We start from the raw sequence: 17,596 nt of genomic DNA, 5'->3' as shown, positions 1-17,596 counted from the left end.
ATCTGGCAACCCGAAGCCGTCAGCTCCGCGATCTGCTGCAACGTGGCGCCGACGTCCGACGTACGCGTCGTCGTCATCGACTGCACCGACACCGGGGCCCCGCCCCCGACCGCCACCGGCCCGACGTGGATCTGCCGCGACACGCGCCGCTCGGCGATCGGCCGGGCCGGTACCTCGGGGACGCCCAGAGGAATGGCGGCCATGGCGTCAGTCCCGGTTCCCTGAGACCGTCTCGCGCATGGCGCGCAGGGACTCCTTGAGCGATCCCATGGTGGCCAGCACGGCGGTGGGCTCGTAGCCGCAGTGCGCCATGCAGTTGGCGCACCGCGGGTCCTTGCCCCGGCCGTACTTGTCCCAGTCGGTGTCCTCGATGAGTTCCCGGTACGTCGGCACGTACCCGTCGCTCATCAGGTAGCAGGGGCGCTGCCAGCCGAACAGGGAGTAGTTCGGGATCGCCCACGCGGTGCACGGGAAGTCGACCTTGCCCTCGAGGAAGTCGAGGAACAGCGGCGAGTGGTTGAGCCGCCAGCGGCGGCGGTTACCGCCCGCGAAGGCCTTCCTGAACAGCTCGCGGGTCTGCTCCACGCCCAGGAAGTGCTCCTGGTCGGGTGCCTTCTCGTAGGCGTAGGCGGGCGAGATCATCATCTCGTCTACCTTGAGGTCGTCGTTGAGGAAGTTGAGCACCTCGACGACGGTCTGCGGGGTGTCGGTGTTGAAGAAGGTGGAGTTGGTGGTCACCCGGAAGCCGCGCCGCTTGGCCTCCTTGATGGCCTCCACCGCCTCGTCGAACACGCCCTCCTTCGCCACCGACTCGTCGTGCCGCTCCCGCAGCCCGTCGATGTGCACCGCGAAGGCGAAGTAGGGGGACGGCTTGAACTTGTCCATCTTCTTGCGCATCAGCAGCGCGTTGGTGCACAGGAAGACGTACTTCCGCTTGGCCACCAACTGCCGTACGATCTCGTCGATCTGCGGGTGCATCAGGGGCTCGCCACCCGCGATGGACACCATCGGCGCACCCGACTCCAGTACCGCTCCCACCGCCTGGGCGACGGGCATGCGCTGCTTGAGCACTCCTGCCGGATGCTGGATCTTGCCGCAGCCCTCGCACTTGAGGTTGCAGGCGAAGAGCGGTTCAAGCTCGACGATCAGCGGGAACTTGTCCCGCTTGCGAAGCTTCTGTTCGGCCAAGTATGTGGCGACTTTGACGGACTGGCGCAGCGGCATGGCCATCTGGCTCACCTCCTGGGGAGCAGCACATTACGGTGCCATTCGAAAAAAGTCGGCAGGACGGAACGAAGAACGCGGAAGGCTGATATTCCACCGCGGACCGTACCGATACGGACGAGTTCATGTTCTGGAGCGTCTACGACCACCCGCACGGCCGCAACAGGGCGCACGCCCGTGCACACGGCGCTCAGGAGCGTGGCCGCCGACTCCATGTCGACCGCGATCGCGCCGGTGGCGCGCAGGTCGGACCGCTCGGGTCCGCGTACGACGTGGTCGGAGCCGGTGAGCGGCCCGGTGTGCACGGTGCGCCCGGGCAGGGTGCGGGTGAGTTCCTTGACGAGCAGTTCGGTGCCGACGCAGGGGACGGTGCCGTGCGGGTCCCGGGTCTCCTCGGCGACGACGAGGTCGCCGGGGTGCATGCCCGGGGCGAGTCCCGCGCAGAAGCCCGTGGCGAGCACCGCGGCCCGGTCCAGCGGCGGGCCGGCGAGGACCCGGGTGACGGAGCGTTCCGCCGCCTTGGGTCCCATGCCCGTCCGCAGGACGGTGACCGGCCCGCCTGCTCCGCCGCGGTCACCGGCGCGCAGGGCGAGACGCTCGATGCCGAGCGCGCAGGCGATCAGCAGCGGAGCCGGTCCGGGCCGTGTGCTCATCAGCTCCCCTTGACCTCGGCGCCGGGCCGCTCGGCGAGGGGATCGGCGATCGGGAGTCGGCCGGCGAAAGGCTCGCCGTGCACGTACCGGCCGAGCGCGGTGAGCGGGAAGACCTGCCGGTACAGGTGGTAGTTGATGGAGAAGTCCCACGGGAAGCCGGTGCCGGTGAAGTACGGCTCGTCCCAGGAACCGTCCTCCCGCTGGGTGGCCGCGAGCCACTCGACGCCGCGCTCGACGACCTTGGAGTCCTTCTCCCCCGCCGCGAGCAGGGCGAGCAGGGCCCAGGCGGTCTGCGAGGCGGTGGAGGCGCCCTTGCCGCTCCACTCCTTGACGTACCGGTAGGAGCGCAGGTCCTCGCCCCAGCCGCCGTCGTCGTTCTGCACGCTCTCCAGCCAGGTCACCGCGCGGCGGACGGCCGGGTGGGAGCCGGGCAGGCCGGCGGCCGTCAGGGCGGGTACGACGGACCCGGTGCCGTAGAGGTAGTTGACGCCCCAGCGGCCGAACCACGAGCCGTCCGGCTCCTGTTCGGCCAGCAGCCACTCGATGCCGCGCCGGGTGCGCGGGTCGTGGGTCATGCCCTCGGCGGCGAGCATCTCCACGACGTGCGCGGTCACGTCCGCCGACGGCGGGTCGATCACCTCGCCGAAGTCGCAGAACGGCAGCCGGTTGGGGAAGGGGCTGGTGTTGTCGACGTCGAAGGCTCCCCAGGCGCCGTTCTTCGACTGCATCCCGAGGTTCCAGCGCACCCCGCGCCCGATGGCGTTGTCCATCCGCTCCGGGTCGTGGTGCCTGACCCGGCGCAGGGCGAGGACGACCTCGGCGGTGTCGTCGATGTCGGGGTAGTTGTCGTTGTGGAACTCGAACGCCCAGCCGCCCGGCGGCAGTCCGGGGCGGCGTACCGACCAGTCGCCGGGCCGGACGATCTGCTCGCCCAGCATCCAGTCGGCGGCCTTGACCAACTGGGGGTGGTCGGCGGGCAGTCCGGCGTCGGCGAGCGCGATGGTGGCCAGGCAGGTGTCCCACACCGGCGACTGACAGGCCTCGATCATGCGGGCGCCGTCCTCACGCCGCACGGCGTAACGGTCCAGCGACTCGAGGCCCGCCCGCATCACCGGGTGCTCGAGGTCGTAGCCGAGCAGGTACAAGGCGATGACCGAGTACACGGCCGGCGGCTGGATGCCGCCCCAGCAGCCGTCGTTCTCCTGCCGCTCGATGATCCAGCGGGCGGCCGATTTCAGGGCGGCTTCGCGCACTCTGCGCACGGCGACGGAACGGTAGCCGCGCACCACCATGTCGAGCCGCTGGAACAGGCCGTCCCAGGTCCTGGCCGGAGCGAGCGGCCGCGGCGGACGGGGAGCGCCGGGATCGGTGTGCAGCTCGTCGAGCGGGAACGGGGCCGGACGCACCGGGCGCTTGGCCGAGACGACGGTCAGGGGGACGATCGTCTGCCGCGCCCAGCAACCGAAGTTGTAGATGTTGAGCGGGAACCACTTGGGGAACCAGATGAGTTCGGGCGGCAGTTCGGGCAGGTCCTCCCACTTCCACCAGCCGAACAGGGCCAGCCAGATCCGGGTGAAGACGCGGGAGGCCGCGATGCCGCCCCGCGCGCGGATCCAGGCGGAGGCCCGGGCCATGTGGGGCTCGTCCGGCGCGTCGCCGGCCAGCCGGAGGGCGACGTAGGCCTCGATGGTGGTGGAGAGTTCGCCCGGGCCGCCGTAGAAGGTGGCCCAGGTGCCGTCCTCGCGTTGCTCTCCGCGGATGAACAGCGCGGCGGCCCGGGTGGTGTCCTCGTCCAGGATGCCCAGGAACTGGCGCAGCAGCAGGTCCTCGGCGTCCATGGTGACGTTCGTCTCGAGGTCGCCCTTCCACCAGCCCTCGACGTCCTGCTGGGCGAGCAGGAAGTCGGTGGCCCGCCTGACGGCGGCCGCGGCGGCTTCTTGTACCCCGGCCGCCTCGGGGGTGCTGAGTACGGTTTCACTGGCCGCGGCAGCGCGGGACGGCAGTGTCGCCCCGGTGCTTCCGTCGGTCGTCGCTGTCATGGCTTCCCCTTCGTGCAGTCGTGCAAATCGTGCTGCTGTGGGTCCGCCGTCGGCCGGTGCCTGAAACCTCCTTGCTGCACCGGCCGGCGACTACGCGAGGCTGGTTCAACCGATAGTGATCATCTCTTTCGTACGACGACGAAGTCGGCGAGCGCCGTGAACGCGGCCCGTACCTGCTCGGGCATGCCGACGGTGTCGAGGGCTTCGATGGCGATGGTGTGCTGACGGCGCGCCTCCTCGGCCGTCCACTCCCGGCCGCCCGCCTCCTCGATGAGGGCGGCGCGGGCCGCGAACTCCTCCTCGGAGAAGTTCGCGAAGTCGCTGCTCTTGGCGTCGGCGGCGAGGATCTCGCCGAGCCGCTCGGAGGCCGGACCGCCCGCCGCGAGCGCGGCCACGACCGGCAGGGACTTCTTGCGCTGGCGCAGATCGCTCCAGGTCTGCTTGCCGGTGGCGTCCGGGTCGCCCCAGATGCCGAGGAGGTCGTCGACAGCCTGGAAGGCCAGACCGAGGTGGTACCCGTACTTCTCCAGCGTGTCGGCCGTGCGGTCGTCCGCGCCGCCGAGGACCGCGCCGACGGAGGAGGCGCAGGCGAGCAGGGCACCGGTCTTGTTGCCCTCCATCTCCAGGCACTCCGCGACGCTGACCCGGTCGCGGTGCTCGTAGGAGATGTCCTGCGCCTGACCGTCGATCAGGGCGCGGGTGGCGGTGGTCAGCCGGCGGGCGGCGCGGCCGGCCTCGGCCGTGCCCAGCTCCAGCAGCACCTCGTTGGCCAGGGCGAACAGCGCGTCGCCGACCAGGATGGCCTGGGCGGGGCCGTGCACCTTCCAGACCGTGTCGCGGTGGCGGCGCTGTTCGTCGCCGTCCATCAGGTCGTCGTGCAGCAGGGAGAAGTTGTGGACGAGCTCCACGGCGACCGCGCCGGGCACACCGGCCTCGGGCGCGGCCCCGGTGACCTCGGCGGAGAGCACGGCCAGGGCGGGGCGCACGGCCTTGCCGCCGTCCCCGCGTGCCGGGTTGCCCAGGGCGTCGATCCAGCCGAAGTGGTAGGCGGCGACGGTGTCCATGGGGGGCGCCAGGCGGTCGACGGCCGCCCGCAGTACCGGCGTGGCCAGGGTCCGGCCGCGCTCCAAAAGCGCGGTCACGTCCACCGCGGTCCTCCGAGCGGCCGTCGAGGCCGGGGGCACAGTGGGCACAGTCTCTCCTCTTGTTGCGGTGCCGGAGGTGCGGGGGCCCGCCGCGGGCTGCTGATCGAACGTCATGCCGCCGCCTCCTCGATGGCGAAGAGACGGCTCGGGCGGGGCCGGCCCAGGGCGCTCAGCGCGGCCTCGGCCGCCTTCACACCGCTGCGGACCGCACTCTCCATGGTCGCGGGCCACCCTGTGGCGGTCCACGCTCCGGCCAGGTACAGGCCGGGGGCCTTGGTGCGGGCGCCGGGCCGCAGCCGTCCGACGCCGGGGGCCGGGGCGAACGTCGCCGTGCGCTCCCGGGTCACGAAGAAGTCCTTCACCTCGGCACCGCGTGCACGGGGCAGCAGCCGCCTCAGTTCGGGCAGATAGCGCTCGCGCAGCACGGCGACCGGCGCGTCGATCTCGTCCTGCGCCACCGACTGGGACACCGCGAGGTACTGACCGTGCTTCAGGCCGGCCGCCTCGGTGCGGTCGAAGACCCACTGCACGGGTGTGCCGATGGCCGCGAAGAAGGGCGCGTTCAGCACCGTGCGGTCATAGACGACGTGGGCGTTGAGGATCGGCGCGGTGCCGATCCTGAGCAGCCGGTCCGGCGCGTCCAGGGCGCCGGCCGGCAGCAGTCCGTGCGCCTCGCGCTGCGGTACGGCGAGGACGACCGCGTCGGCGACCAGGCTCTCGCCGGGAAGCTGAACGTTCCAGCTCCCGTTTCCGTTGAGGGAGACGGAGGTGACGCGTGTCCGGACCTCGGTACGCACGCCCGCGGCGTCGAGCGCCCTGCGGGCCAGCCCGTCGTGCAGTTCGCCCAGCGGGACGCGGGCCCAGCCGATGTCGGCCGCGCCCGGGTCGGACAGCAGTCCGGTCTTGAACACCATCGCGGCGAGCCCCAGCGAGGAGTCGCGCGCGACCGCGTTGAGCGTGGCGACCCCGACCAGGTCCCACAGGGCCTCGACGGCTCGCGCCGACTGGCCGTGCTCGGTCAGCCAGCTGCCGAAGTCCCGTGCGTCCAGGGTCGGATCGGTGAGGTCGAGTCCCTTGAGCGCGAGCGCGGCGCGGCCCACCCGGACCCGCTCGGCGAGCGAGAGGTGCGGGTAGGTGGCGAGGCTGCGCCCCAGGTGCAGGGGTACGGGCAGCGCGTCGCGCCGCAGTGTGCCGAGCCGCCGGCCCTCGGGTCTCGTGGCGTCGACGACGGGCACCTCCAGCCGGTCCTGCAGCGGGGCGAGCGCGGCGCCGCCGATCCGGTCGAGGAACCAGCGGTAGGCGGTGCAGCAGCGCAGATAGACGTGCTGTCCGTTGTCGATGGTGAGGTCGCCGCGCTGGAAGGAGAAGGCGAGCCCGCCCAGGCGAGGTCTGCCCTCCAGCAGCGTCACCCGCATTCCGGCGTCGGCGAGCGCGAGCGCGGCGGTGAGGCCGGCCAGGCCGCCGCCGACCACCACGGCGTGCCGTCCGGCCGGTCCCGAGGCGTCCGTGAGCGGTCCGTCCCGCCGTGTGCCGTCGGTCATCGTGCGCCCTCCCCTGTGCGTCCGCCGCGGTGAGCGGGTGCCTCGCGGGCGACCGTTGCCGTCAGGGACGCCGCCCGGCATCGGAGGGTTGCCCGCCGTTTCTCGCCGGTGGCCTCACCGTGCGGTGACATCACCATCAGGCACGCCTCCTGACGGTCTGCCGGGACACGTACCGGGCGTCGAGGCCGGACAGGCCGCGCACCGCGACGTACGCCTTCTCGTGTCCGGGCAGCGAGACCCGGCCGCGCAGCACGGCCTCCGGGTCGCGCTCGATGCGGTCGAGCAGCCGGCGGTAGATGCCGGCCATGGCGGCGACGCACGCGCCGCTGCGCCGGTCCAGCAGGGGCAGCAGCCGGTAGCCCTCGGCGAACAGGGCGCGGGCCCGCCGCACCTCGAAGTGCACCAGGCCCGCGAAGTCGGAGCCCTCCGGCGGCGTCGGCCCGTGGAACCCGGCCGAGCAGCCGAACTTGGCGAGGTCGTCGGCGGGCAGGTAGGTGCGGCCGTCCTCGGCGTCCTCGCGGACGTCTCTGAGGATGTTGGTCAGCTGCAACGCGAGCCCGAGCGTGTCGGCGTACTCGGGAGCGCGTTCGGCGCCGCGCGCCCCCGGCTCGGTGCCGAACACGCCGAGGGAGAGCCGTCCGATGGCCCCGGCCACGCAGCGGCAGTAGGCCTTCAGGTCCTCCCAGGTCTCGTACGTCTCGCCGCGGACGTCCATCAGGACGCCGTCGATGAGTTCGTCCAGGCCGCCGAGCGGGATCGGGAAGACCCGGGCGGCATGGCTGAGGGCGACGGCCACGGGGTCGGTGTCGTCGTCCTCGACGGCGCCGTCGCGGACCCGGCCGAGCAGCGCCCGGGTGTCCTCCAGACGGGTGATCTTCACGTCGTGGGCCAGTGTTCCGTCGCCGATGTCGTCGACGCGCCGGGAGAGCGCGTACAGCGCCGACATCGCCCGCCGCTTGGCCGTCGGCAGCAGTCTGATGCCGTAGGCGAAGTTGCGGGCCTGCTGTCCGGTGACGGCCTCGCAGTAGCTGTAGGCGGCGAGTACCGGCGCGGACACGTGCTGTTCCGGCTCCACGGCCCGGATCACCCCTCTCCTCGCAGAGTCAGGCCCACCTCGCGCAGCAACCGGGTCTTGCCGGGCTTGGGCGGGCCGGGAAGTACGTCGTGTTCGGCGGCGGCGATCGCGTGGACCGCCGCCCTTCCCCCCGCCACGAACCCCGCTAGTAGCAGCTTCAACCTGCCGTGGACGCTACCCACCAGGGGGGCGCCTTCATTCAGCAGACCGCGGGCGCGTTCCGCTTCGTACGCGACGAGTGCGCGCACCGATGCGCCCGCGGTGGGGGCGGCGAGATCAGACTCCTGCACGTGGAAACGTTTCATGTCGGCGGCGGGCAGATAGATGCGGTCGCGTCCGAGGTCCTCCCTGACGTCCTGGAGGTGCTCGACGATCTGCAGGGCGGTGCAGACGGCGTCGGAATGGCGGATCCGCTCGGGGGTCGAGGTGCCGGTGACGGCGAGGACGAGGCGGCCGACGGGGTTGGCGGACAGTTCGCAGTAGGCGAGGAGGTCGTCGTAGGTCTCGTACCGCGTGACGAGCTGGTCCTGGCGGTTGGCGGCGATCAGGCCGAGGAACGGCTCGGGGGTCAGTGATCTGCGGCGCACGGTGGGCTGAAGCCGGCGCAGCAGGGGGTGGCGCGGGGTGCCGTCGAAGACCCGGCGCAGATCGGCCTCGAAGGCGTCGAGGAGGACCAGTCGGTCCTCGGCCTCGCCGGGCGACACGCCGAGCAGCCGGGCGTCCGCGCCGCCGGGGGCCAGGTCGCCGTCGCCGATGTCGTCGACGAGGCGGGCGAAGCCGTAGACGGCCATCAGGTCGAAGCGCCAGGCTCTGGGCAGGAAGAACGGTGCCACGGGGAAGTTCTCACCCGCGGCCTTGTCGAGGGTGGCGCGCTCGGGGTCGCGCGCCGTCGGCGTTCGCGTCATCGTCCACTGTCCGGCACGGGGACGGCACCTGCTGCGTTGAGCTGGGGAGTTTCCGTAGCCATTGCCGTCACATCTCCCGTTCTACACTGCCGACCCAAGACACACTATTTCGGACACGCCGCCCGGCCGTCCGCGGGGCGGCGTCGGCGGAGGCTGTCGCGCATTATCTCCCCACTTGCCGCTTTCCGGGACCGGTACAGCTTACGTTGTACAACGCAGCGAGCCGCGCGGGGGGTGCCCCGCACATCACAACAACACACCGATTGGTGTCAAGATTCCTCAGGACGGCGCGAGTTGACACATCCTTTGCGGACGAGGGGCCCCACCGGACGCGTTCCGGCGGGGCCCTGGCGCCTGCGGGCTACTTGCCCGTGAACTTCTCGTACTCCTTGAGCACCGCTTCGGTGGGGCCGTCCATGCGCAGTTCGCCGCGCTCCAGCCACAGCACCCGGTCGCAGGTGTCGCGGATCGACTTGTTGTTGTGGCTGACCAGGAACACCGTGCCGGCCTCCTTGCGCAGCTCCCGGATACGCGCTTCGGAGCGCGTCTGGAACTTGCGGTCGCCGGTGGCCAGCGCCTCGTCGATCATGAGGACGTCATGGTCCTTGGCGGCGGCGATGGAGAAGCGCAGCCGGGCCGCCATGCCGGAGGAGTACGTGCGCATCGGCAGGGTGATGAAGTCGCCCTTCTCGTTGATGCCGGAGAAGTCGACGATCCCCTCGTAGCGCTCCATGATCTGCTCGCGCGACATGCCCATGGCCAGTCCGCCCAGGATGACGTTGCGCTCGCCCGTGAGGTCGTTCATCAGCGCCGCGTTCACGCCGAGCAGCGAGGGCTGGCCGTCGGTGTAGACCCGGCCCTTCTCGGCGGGCAGCAGGCCGGCGATGGCGCGCAGCAGCGTGGACTTGCCGGAGCCGTTGGAGCCGATCAGGCCGATCGCCTCGCCGCGGTAGGCGACGAAGGAGACGCCCTTGACGGCGTGCACCTTGCGCACGCCCCGCGCCGTGTCGTCGGAGCCCCGCTTGAGGATGCGGCTGAGCGCGGCGGTGGCGCTGCCCTTGCCGGACTTGGCGCCGTTGACGCGGTAGACGATGTGCAGTTCGTCCGCGATCACGGTGGGCACCTGCCCGCCGTCGCGCATGTGATGGTCCCGGTCAGCCACGGCCGTACCTCTCCTCCGCCTTCCAGAAGTACACGAAGCCACCGACGAAGACGAGCACGGCCCAGCCGAGGGCGCCGGCCCAGACGTGCGGCGGCAGGTGCGAGGAGTCGTAGCCGTCGATCAGCGCGAAGCGGATCAGGTCCATGTAGATGGCGGCGGGGTTGAGCTGCATCAGCCGGATGACCCAGTCCGGCTTCCCTTCGAGCATGATGCTGAGGGAGAACATCACGCCCGAGGCGTACATCCAGGTCCGCGTGACGAACGGCATGAGCTGGGCGAGGTCGGGAGTCTTGGCGCCCAGCCGGGCCATGATCAGCGCCATCCCGGTGTTGAACAGGAACTGCAGCGCCAGCGCCGGCACGATCAGCAGCCAGGACAGGCCCGGGTAACTGCCGAATCCCACGACCACCAGGAACAGCACGAGCATCGAGAACAGCAGCTGTTGGAGCTGCTGCAGCGCGAACGAGATCGGCAGGGAGGCGCGCGGGAAGTGCAGCGCCCGCACCAGACCGAGGTTGCCGGAGATGGCACGTACGCCGGTCATGACCGAGGTCTGGGTAAAGGTGAACACGAACACGCCCGTCACCAGGAACGGGATGAACACGTCCTGGGACATGCCGCGGCTGGTGTGGAGGATCAGGCCGAAGATGAAGTAGTACACGGCGGCGTTCAGCAGCGGCGTCGCCACCTGCCAGAGCTGGCCGAGCTTGGCCTGGTTGTACTGTGCGGTCAGCTTCGCCTGGGAGAAGGCCAGGATGAAGTGGCGCCGCCCCCACAGCTGCCGGATGTACTCCCCGAGCGGGGGCCGGGCGCCGCTGACGGACAGCCCGTACTTGTCGGCAAGCTGGACTGGGGTAAGACCCTCGTCGGGCGACGGAGCCGCGCCGAGGGCGACGCCGCCGTCATGCGTTGTCTCACTCACAAGTGGAAACTTTCGTCTTCGAGATGCGCTGCCAGTGCGGATGTACGGCCGTGGCTCGAGCACCGGCCTGGTGGTGCCGCGTACTCGGGGGAACGATCTTGTCAGATGACCGGCGGCCGGCCCAGTCGGGTGAGTCGCCACACCGTACGCCACTTCATGGGCCGGCGCGGGCCGCAGGGTGTGGTCCAGCCCTCCCGGAAGCCGCCGAACCAGGCCCTCAGGGCCGGACGCGAGGGGCGGCGGGCGAGGGTGAGCAGCAGCCACACCCCAAGGTAGACCGGGACGAGGAGCACCGGGAGGTTGCGGCGGGCCAGCCAGACCCGGTTGCGGGCGACCATGCGGTGGTAGACCGCGTGCCGCGAAGGCGCGGTCGTCGGGTGGTACAGCACCATGTCGGACCGGTAGTCGATCATCCAGCCCGCGTCGAGGGCCCGCCATGCCAGGTCGGTTTCCTCGTGCGCGTAGAAGAATTCGTCCGGCAGGCCGCCGACTTCCGCGAAGACCTTGGTGCGGACGGCGTTCGCGCCGCCCAGGAAGGTGGTGACCCGGGAGGAGCGCATCGGGTCGGCGGCGCGCAGCCGCGGCACGTGGCGGCGCTGGGTGACGCCGGTGTCCGGGTCGGCGATGCGGAAGCTGACGATGCCGAGCCGGTCGTCGGCGGCGAAGGCCCGGCGGCACAGCTCGGCGGTGTCGTTGCGGGCGAGCAGGCCGTCGTCGTCGAGGAAGAGCAGGATGTCGACGTCGCCGCCGGCCGGGCCGAAGGCCTCGATGCCGACGTTGCGGCCGCCGGGGATGCCGAGGTTCTCCGGCAGCTCGACGGTCCGTACAACCGACGAGAACTCTGCGACGTCCGGGACGGGCGAGCCGTTGCCGACGACCACCACCTCGACGCGGTCGCCGTCCTGCTTGGCGACCGAGTCGAGCAGGGCCCGCAGCTCCTCGGGCCGGTTGCCCATGGTGATGACGACGGCGCCGACCTTGAGCGGAGCGTTCGCAGAGGTCACGCCGCTCACCTCAGCCTGCTGGAGACGAGGATGGACACCAGGTGCAGCAGGGTCTGGAGCAGCGCGATGCCGGCGAGTACGGCCGTGCCGAGCCGGGTGAAGAACAGGTCGCCCCTGATCGTGTCGGCGATCGCGAGAACCAGGATCAGCAGCGACGCCTCGATCCCGAGGATCAGCCGGTGGAACTTGAGCGCCGCGGCGGCCCGGCGGGCCAGCGCCATGCCCGACGAGCGCGGTTCGGCCGCGCTCTCCTGGACCGGCGGCAGCCCGCCCTGGTGGCGGGCCACGCCGACGAGGTCGGTCTCGGCCTTGATCAGGATCGCGCCGAGAGCGGCCAGGGTCCCCAGGAAGGCCCACAGCCAGTCGATGCGCCCGGGACCCCACAGGTCGGCGGCGCGCAGCCCGAGCCCGACCAGGACGGCGGCGTCGGTGAGATAGGCCCCGACCCGGTCCAGGTAGACCCCGCCCAGCGAGAACTGCTGCTTCCAGCGGGCGATCTCGCCGTCGACGCAGTCCAGCAGCAGGTAGAGCTGGACCATCAGCACGCCGAGCACGGCGCCCGCGATCCCCGGCACCAGCAGGGCCGGGGCCGCGAGGACGCCGAAGACGGTCATCAGGTACGTGAGCTGGTTGGGCGTGACCCTGGTGCCCACCAGGTAGCGGTCCACCCGCAGGGACACCTCGCGCATGTAGAGGCGTCCCGCCCAGTGCTCTCCGCTGCGCCGGTCCTTCACCCCTGCCGGATGGACGACCGGTCTCAGTTCAGCTACCGATGGCCTTGACATAGTCGGCGTAGATGTCCTTGATCTGGTCGGTCTTGAGGTCGAGGTGTTCGAGGATCGTGTAGCGGCCGGGCCGGGTCTCCGGGGCGAACTCGACGACCCGGACGAACTCGTCCATCGTGAAGCCGATGTCCTTGGGCAGCACCGGCAGCCCGTGCCGGCGCAGCACCTCGGCCATCTGTCCGGCCGTCTCCACGTCGCCCCGCAGATACGTGGCGAACGCGCCGCCGAGGCCGCACTGCTCGCCGTGGAGCGCGTTGCGCTTGGGGAACCGGAGGTCGAACGCGTGGCTGATCTCGTGGCAGGCACCCGACGCCGGACGGCTGTCCCCGGCCACCGACATGGAGATGCCGCACAGGACCAGGGCCTCGGAGAGCGTCGTCAGGAACGAGTCGTCGCCGATGCCGCCGGGGTGCCGCAGCACGGCCTCGGCCGCCTGCCGGGCCATCGCGGCGGCGAGGCCGTCGATCTTCTCACCGGTCTCGCGGTGCGACAGTTCCCAGTCGGCCACGGCGGAGATCTTGCAGATCACGTCGCCGATGCCGGCGCTCACGAAGCGCACCGGTGCCTCGCGGATCACATCGAGGTCGATGACGATGCCGATCGGGTTGGGCACGCCGTACGAGCCCCGGCCCGCGTCGTTGTCCAGCGTGGCGACCGGCGAGCAGAGCCCGTCGTTGGCCAGGTTGGTGGCCACCGCGACCAGCGGCAGGCCCACGCGGGCCGCCGCGTACTTGGCGCAGTCGATGACCTTGCCGCCGCCGAGGCCGACCACCGCGTCGTAGCGGCCGGCCTTCTTGATGGAGTCGGCGAGCCTGACCGCACCGTCGATGGTGCCATCGGCGTCTTCGAACCAGTCGGCGCTCGGGAAGGCCGCGGCGAACCGCTCGCGCAGCAGCCGGCCGGAGCCGTTGCTGATGGCGAAGGCCAGCCGCCCGGACGGCGAGATCCGCTCGTCGGAGAGGATCACGGCCAGGTCGTCGAGCGCGCCCCGGCGGATGTCGACAGCGACGGGCGACGGAATGAGCCGGGTCAGTACAGGCACGCGATTCCACGTCCCTTGGCGAGGTCGTCGTGGTTGTCGATCTCGACCCACTTGACGTCGCCGATCGGTGCCACGTCGATCGTGAAGCCGCGGTTGACGAGCTCCTGGTAGCCGTCCTCGTAGTACAGCTGCGGGTCCCGCTCGAAGGTGACCCTCAGCGCGTCGGCCAGCTCGGGGGCCGCGTCGCCCTCGATGAGGGTGACGCCGATGTACTCGCCGGTGGCCTCGGCGGGGTCCATGAGCTTGGTGATCCGCCGCACACCCCGGTCGGCGTCGGCGACGACCTTCATCTCCTCGTCGGCGAGCGACTTCACCGTGTCCAGGGCGAGGATGATCTTCTTGCCGTCGCCGCGGGCGGCGAGCAGGGTCTTCTCGACGGAGACCGGGTGGACGGTGTCGCCGTTGGCGAGGATCACGCCGTCCTTGAGGGCGTCACGGCCGCACCAAAGGGAGTAGGCGTTGTTCCACTCCTCGGCCTTGTCGTTGTCGATCAGGGTGAGCTTCAGGCCGTACTTCCGCTCCAGGGCCGCCTTGCGCTCGTACACGGCCTCCTTGCGGTAGCCGACGATGATCGCGGCCTCCGTCAGGCCGACCTCGGCGAAGTTGCCGAGGGTGAGGTCCAGGACCGTGGGGCCGTCCTCCGCGCCGTCGGGCCCCACCGGCACCAGCGCCTTGGGCAGGGTGTCGGTGTAGGGGCGCAGGCGCCGTCCGGCGCCGGCCGCCAGCACGAGGCCGATCATGCGGGTTCTCCTTCGTCGTGTACTGCGGGCGCGCCCCTCAGATGAGAGGCCACCCAGAAACGGATGCTCTCGGTGAGCACCAGCAGGGCGACGACCACGGCGAGGACCGTGAGCGCGACCTGGAATTGCGAGGCGGTGAGCACCGTGGCCAGCACGGTGACGAGCAGCGTGCGCCCCTCCTGCCCGCCGAGGGCGCGCACCAGCCAGACCGGCGGCGCTCCGGCGTTGCCGCGGATGCGGTACACCGTGTCGTAGTGATGGTAGGCGACGGCCGCCACCAGGCCGAAAGCCGCAGGAAGGGCTCCGTTCACCTCCGCTCTGGCCGCCAGCACCAGCACGGTGACGTATTCGGCGGCGCGGAACAGCGGGGGGACGAGCCAGTCGAGGGAGCCCTTGAGGGGCTGGGAGAGGGCCAGGCCCGCGAAGGCGACGTAGAAGGTGGCGCCCACGATGGGCACGCCGGAGTACAGGGCGCCGGCGAGGAACACCACGCCGGCCAGGGCATGCAGCAACGGGGAGCTGAGGTACCAGCGCGCATTGGGATCGCGCAGCCTGGCGACGAGGTCGGCGATCGGCCCGTTGTCCGCGAGGTCCGCCAGCGCCTGCGCCGCCCGGTCGGTGCGCCGCGCCTTGCGCGTCACGGACCGCAGGACGCGGCCCGCCGTGGTGTACGTCGCCGCGAGGGCGCAGCCGGCGAGCAGGACGTAGAAGGTGATCCTGGGGGTCGTGACCGCCGTCAGGACCGCGATCATCGCCCAGCGCTCGCCGATGGGCAGAACGATCATCCGGCGCACCCAGACCGTCCAGCCGACGCTGTCCAGCTTGTCGGAGAGCGCGGCGGTGGGGCTGGTGTTGGCAGTGGCGTCGTGGTTGGCCTCGTTGAAGGAGAAGTCGACCACATGCCGGCAGGTCTGAAGGATCATGGCGCCCAGGGCCAGGGCCCAGACGTCGTCGCCGCCGCGGGCGGCGCCGAGCGCGAGGCCTGCGTAGTAGGCGTACTCCTTGGCCCGGTCGAAGGTGGCGTCCAGCCAGGCGCCGAGGGTGGAGTACTGAAGCGAGTAGCGGGCCAGCTGGCCGTCGGCGCAGTCCAGTACGAACGAGGCGATGAGCAGCACGCCGGCGGCGACGAAGCCGCCGCGGGTGCCGGTGGCGGCGCAGCTCGCGGCTATGAGCGCGGTGAGCAGGGAGGCCGTGGTGACCTGGTTGGGGGTCAGCCCTCGGCGGGCGCACCAGCGGGCGACGTAGCGCGAGTACGGGCTGATGCAGAAGGTGGTGAAGAAGCCGTCGCGGGCCTTGACGGCCGACTTCAGGCGGACGGCCTCGTCGTCGACGGCGGCCACGGCCTGGCGTGCCTCGTTGCGGGTCTGGGGGTCCTCGGGTACGGCGGCGACGAGAGTGCCGAGCACGGGGCGGTGCACCTCGGAGCCGTCGGCGTCCAGGGCTTCGGAGATCCGGTCGGCGAGGCCGGCGACGGCGACCGCGGTGCTGCCGCCGGCGGAGTTCTCGCGCGCCATCGCACGGGTCAGCGCCTGGCGGCCGGCCGGGCGGGCGGTCATCGCGCCGGGGACGGCGGCGAGCGGGAAGCGGGGGTCGGTCAGACCCAGTCGCAGCGCGTGCAGATGGCCGACGAACCGGGCGTCGACGATGGCGACCCGCTGGTCACCGGGCACCTGGGCGAGCAGCGTCTCGGCGTCGGTGCCGTCGGAGGCGACCCGCACGTCGAATCCGAGGGACCGCAGATCGCCCTCGATCGACGATCCGGGGACCGGCTGACCGGTCAGGATGGCGGTCGACAACGAACTCACTCCCTGGGGGCCGACGCGCCCGCGCCGGTCATGTGCATATAGGGGACCCGCCTGCCTGTGGCACCCGGGCGGCATGTCGGCAGAGGCTATCGGATGGCGGGAAGCCCACGTTCACCGCCCGTTCACCGGCCTGATCGACGTGGTCTGCCGCAGCCTTCGCCGCGATCATCATGGGTGATCCGGCCGCCGGGCCACAAACTCCGCACCAGATCGGGTATTCGTCACATCCGGCCCCGACATGGCATGGACGGCCATGACATGGCTGACCACCAAAGGGTCTCCTCGATGTGCGGGGCCGACTGCCGCACCCCGGCGCCCGAGTCGTCCGCGCACCCTGACCTGCGGTTCGTTTGCGCAGGTCAGGGCACATGACAACGGTGTTCAGTGCCGCGTTGCCCCATACCCCCCGCCCGTAGTTCACTGTGATCCCGGACGCAATACGGAAAGGGCGGTCATCCCATGGGGGCCGGTCACGACCACGGGCACGCGCACGGCGCAGGCGGTACGGCCGGCGCCGCGCACCGCGGCACACTGCGCATCGCGCTGTCGATCACGCTCACCGTGATGGTGGTGGAGATCGTCGGCGGCCTGCTCGCGGACTCGCTGGCGCTGGTCGCGGACGCCGCCCACATGGCCACCGACGCCGTCGGCCTCGGTATGGCGCTGCTGGCCATCCACTTCGCCAACCGGCCGCCGAGCGGGAACCGCACCTTCGGCTACGCCCGCGCGGAGATCCTCGCCGCGCTCGCCAACTGCCTGCTGCTGCTCGGCGTCGGCAGCTATGTGCTCTACGAGGCGGTCCAGCGGTTCCTCACCCCGGCGCCCACCAACGGCGGGCTGATGATCGTGTTCGGCGCGATCGGCCTGGTGGCGAACTCGATCTCCCTCATGCTGCTGATGCGCGGCCAGAAGGAGAGCCTGAACGTGCGCGGTGCCTTCCTGGAGGTGGCCGCGGACGCGCTCGGCTCGGTGGCCGTCATGATCTCGGCGGCGGTGATCCTGCTCACCGGCTGGCAGGCCGCCGACCCCGTCGCCTCCCTCCTCATCGGCCTGCTGATCGTGCCGCGCACCTTCCGGCTGCTGCGCGAGACGCTCGACGTGCTGCTGGAGGCGGCCCCGAAGAACGTCGACATGAACGAGGTGCGGGAGCACATTCTGGAGCTGGACGGCGTGGAGGACGTGCACGACCTGCATGCCTGGACGATCACCTCGGGTCTGCCGGTACTCTCCGCGCACGTGGTCGTCCGGTCCGACGCGCTCAGCGCCATCGGCCACGAGAAGCTACTGCACGAGCTCCAGGGCTGCCTCGGGGACCACTTCGACGTGGAGCACTGCACCTTCCAGCTGGAGCCGAGCGGGCACGCGGAGCACGAGGCCCGGCTGTGCCACTGACGGGACACTCCCCGCAGTCCTGACCGAAGGGGCGCCCGGCGCGCACGGCGCCCGCGCCGGTACACGGAGGCGCGGTGTGCGCCCGTGTCCACTCCGCGGGGCGCCCGGACGGTTCCGGGCGTGCCCGTCCGGGCACGATCACCTACGGTGCCCGGCCCGTGA

At 71.2% G+C, this 17,596-nt stretch carries 17 protein-coding genes; 1 reads left to right on the top strand and 16 read right to left on the bottom strand.

The genetic code is table 11. The features are described from left to right. The 16 genes from ACIQFZ_RS17640 to ACIQFZ_RS17565 form a co-directional block, all read right to left on the bottom strand. Positions 1-203: flavodoxin-dependent (E)-4-hydroxy-3-methylbut-2-enyl-diphosphate synthase (locus ACIQFZ_RS17640; protein ID WP_365775258.1), on the bottom strand; the 203-nt coding region annotated here is incomplete at its 3' end. Between the two features lie 4 nt (positions 204-207). Next, positions 208-1,230 (bottom strand): adenosyl-hopene transferase HpnH, encoded by a 1,023-nt coding sequence (gene hpnH, locus ACIQFZ_RS17635; RefSeq protein ID WP_141356268.1) that lies wholly within the window; start codon positions 1,228-1,230, stop codon positions 208-210. 5 nt (positions 1,231-1,235) lie between these two features. Beyond that, on the bottom strand, positions 1,236-1,877 hold the full coding sequence (locus ACIQFZ_RS17630) for a 1-hydroxy-2-methyl-2-butenyl 4-diphosphate reductase (RefSeq protein WP_402691605.1): 642 nt from the start codon (positions 1,875-1,877) through the stop codon (positions 1,236-1,238). Beyond that, positions 1,877-3,916 (bottom strand): squalene--hopene cyclase, encoded by a 2,040-nt coding sequence (gene shc / locus ACIQFZ_RS17625; protein ID WP_402691604.1) that lies wholly within the window; start codon positions 3,914-3,916, stop codon positions 1,877-1,879. Before shc ends, ACIQFZ_RS17630 begins: the two co-directional genes overlap by 1 nt. Before the next feature lie 119 nt (positions 3,917-4,035). Further along, a complete protein-coding gene (locus ACIQFZ_RS17620) occupies positions 4,036-5,100 on the bottom strand; it encodes a polyprenyl synthetase family protein (RefSeq protein WP_383058657.1) in 1,065 nt (354 codons plus the stop codon). 71 nt (positions 5,101-5,171) lie between these two features. Then, complete coding sequence (gene hpnE / locus ACIQFZ_RS17615; RefSeq protein WP_365425130.1) at positions 5,172-6,602, bottom strand: hydroxysqualene dehydroxylase HpnE; 1,431 nt, start codon at positions 6,600-6,602, stop codon at positions 5,172-5,174. Further along, entirely contained in the window at positions 6,599-6,733 is a 135-nt protein-coding gene (locus tag ACIQFZ_RS17610) for a DUF6380 family protein (protein WP_365425140.1), read from the bottom strand. Before ACIQFZ_RS17610 ends, hpnE begins: the two co-directional genes overlap by 4 nt. Positions 6,734-6,738: 5 nt before the next feature. After that, positions 6,739-7,689, bottom strand: coding sequence for a presqualene diphosphate synthase HpnD (gene hpnD / locus ACIQFZ_RS17605; protein WP_402691603.1), 951 nt, complete (start codon positions 7,687-7,689; stop codon positions 6,739-6,741). After that, the gene (hpnC, locus tag ACIQFZ_RS17600; protein WP_402691602.1) at positions 7,686-8,582 is read right to left on the bottom strand and encodes a squalene synthase HpnC; all 897 of its coding nucleotides are present in this window, start codon (positions 8,580-8,582) and stop codon (positions 7,686-7,688) included. Before hpnC ends, hpnD begins: the two co-directional genes overlap by 4 nt. 361 nt (positions 8,583-8,943) lie before the next feature. Beyond that, the gene (locus ACIQFZ_RS17595; protein WP_365775265.1) at positions 8,944-9,723 is read right to left on the bottom strand and encodes an ABC transporter ATP-binding protein; all 780 of its coding nucleotides are present in this window, start codon (positions 9,721-9,723) and stop codon (positions 8,944-8,946) included. A 13-nt stretch (positions 9,724-9,736) separates the two neighbouring features. After that, positions 9,737-10,666 carry an ABC transporter permease gene (locus ACIQFZ_RS17590; protein WP_402691601.1) on the bottom strand — a complete coding sequence of 310 codons (930 nt, stop codon included), beginning with the start codon at positions 10,664-10,666 and terminating at the stop codon, positions 9,737-9,739. A gap of 101 nt (positions 10,667-10,767) precedes the next feature. After that, the gene (locus tag ACIQFZ_RS17585; RefSeq protein WP_376651222.1) at positions 10,768-11,622 is read right to left on the bottom strand and encodes a glycosyltransferase family 2 protein; all 855 of its coding nucleotides are present in this window, start codon (positions 11,620-11,622) and stop codon (positions 10,768-10,770) included. Positions 11,623-11,675: 53 nt separating this feature from the next. Further along, the gene (locus ACIQFZ_RS17580) at positions 11,676-12,455 is read right to left on the bottom strand and encodes a CDP-alcohol phosphatidyltransferase family protein (protein ID WP_361410443.1); all 780 of its coding nucleotides are present in this window, start codon (positions 12,453-12,455) and stop codon (positions 11,676-11,678) included. After that, positions 12,433-13,497, bottom strand: a complete 1,065-nt coding sequence (locus ACIQFZ_RS17575; RefSeq protein WP_402691600.1) for an iron-containing alcohol dehydrogenase family protein — start codon at positions 13,495-13,497, stop codon at positions 12,433-12,435. The genes ACIQFZ_RS17580 and ACIQFZ_RS17575 overlap by 23 nt, the downstream gene beginning before the upstream one ends. Continuing rightward, positions 13,485-14,237 (bottom strand): sugar phosphate nucleotidyltransferase, encoded by a 753-nt coding sequence (locus ACIQFZ_RS17570; RefSeq protein ID WP_383058598.1) that lies wholly within the window; start codon positions 14,235-14,237, stop codon positions 13,485-13,487. The genes ACIQFZ_RS17575 and ACIQFZ_RS17570 overlap by 13 nt, the downstream gene beginning before the upstream one ends. Then, positions 14,234-16,033 carry a DUF5941 domain-containing protein gene (locus ACIQFZ_RS17565; protein ID WP_365775255.1) on the bottom strand — a complete coding sequence of 600 codons (1,800 nt, stop codon included), beginning with the start codon at positions 16,031-16,033 and terminating at the stop codon, positions 14,234-14,236. The genes ACIQFZ_RS17570 and ACIQFZ_RS17565 overlap by 4 nt, the downstream gene beginning before the upstream one ends. Positions 16,034-16,501: 468 nt before the next feature. Here ACIQFZ_RS17565 and ACIQFZ_RS17560 point away from each other — a divergent pair, with 468 nt between their 5' ends. Then, positions 16,502-17,434 carry a cation diffusion facilitator family transporter gene (locus ACIQFZ_RS17560; RefSeq protein ID WP_376651214.1) on the top strand — a complete coding sequence of 311 codons (933 nt, stop codon included), beginning with the start codon at positions 16,502-16,504 and terminating at the stop codon, positions 17,432-17,434. Positions 17,435-17,596: the final 162 nt, after the last annotated feature.

Origin of the sequence: Streptomyces sp. NPDC093064 (genome assembly GCF_044754605.1) — a bacterium.
GTDB lineage: Bacteria > Actinomycetota > Actinomycetes > Streptomycetales > Streptomycetaceae > Streptomyces.
Note: the sequence above shows the minus strand (reverse complement) of the source record. Positions and strands in the feature narration are given on the sequence as shown.

What these genes read in the sequence shown, in the direction of transcription:
- hpnH (WP_141356268.1), bottom strand. Translation starts at nt 1,230, where the DNA reads ATGGCCATGCCGCTGCGCCAGTCCGTCAAAGTCGCCACATACTTGGCC.
- ACIQFZ_RS17630 (WP_402691605.1), bottom strand. Translation starts at nt 1,877, where the DNA reads ATGAGCACACGGCCCGGACCGGCTCCGCTGCTGATCGCCTGCGCGCTC.
- shc (WP_402691604.1), bottom strand. Translation starts at nt 3,916, where the DNA reads ATGACAGCGACGACCGACGGAAGCACCGGGGCGACACTGCCGTCCCGC.
- hpnE (WP_365425130.1), bottom strand. Translation starts at nt 6,602, where the DNA reads ATGACCGACGGCACACGGCGGGACGGACCGCTCACGGACGCCTCGGGA.
- ACIQFZ_RS17610 (WP_365425140.1), bottom strand. Translation starts at nt 6,733, where the DNA reads ATGTCACCGCACGGTGAGGCCACCGGCGAGAAACGGCGGGCAACCCTC.
- hpnC (WP_402691602.1), bottom strand. Translation starts at nt 8,582, where the DNA reads ATGACGCGAACGCCGACGGCGCGCGACCCCGAGCGCGCCACCCTCGAC.
- ACIQFZ_RS17595 (WP_365775265.1), bottom strand. Translation starts at nt 9,723, where the DNA reads ATGCGCGACGGCGGGCAGGTGCCCACCGTGATCGCGGACGAACTGCAC.
- ACIQFZ_RS17585 (WP_376651222.1), bottom strand. Translation starts at nt 11,622, where the DNA reads ATGGGCAACCGGCCCGAGGAGCTGCGGGCCCTGCTCGACTCGGTCGCC.
- ACIQFZ_RS17580 (WP_361410443.1), bottom strand. Translation starts at nt 12,455, where the DNA reads ATGTCAAGGCCATCGGTAGCTGAACTGAGACCGGTCGTCCATCCGGCA.
- ACIQFZ_RS17570 (WP_383058598.1), bottom strand. Translation starts at nt 14,237, where the DNA reads ATGATCGGCCTCGTGCTGGCGGCCGGCGCCGGACGGCGCCTGCGCCCC.
- ACIQFZ_RS17560 (WP_376651214.1), top strand. Translation starts at nt 16,502, where the DNA reads ATGGGGGCCGGTCACGACCACGGGCACGCGCACGGCGCAGGCGGTACG.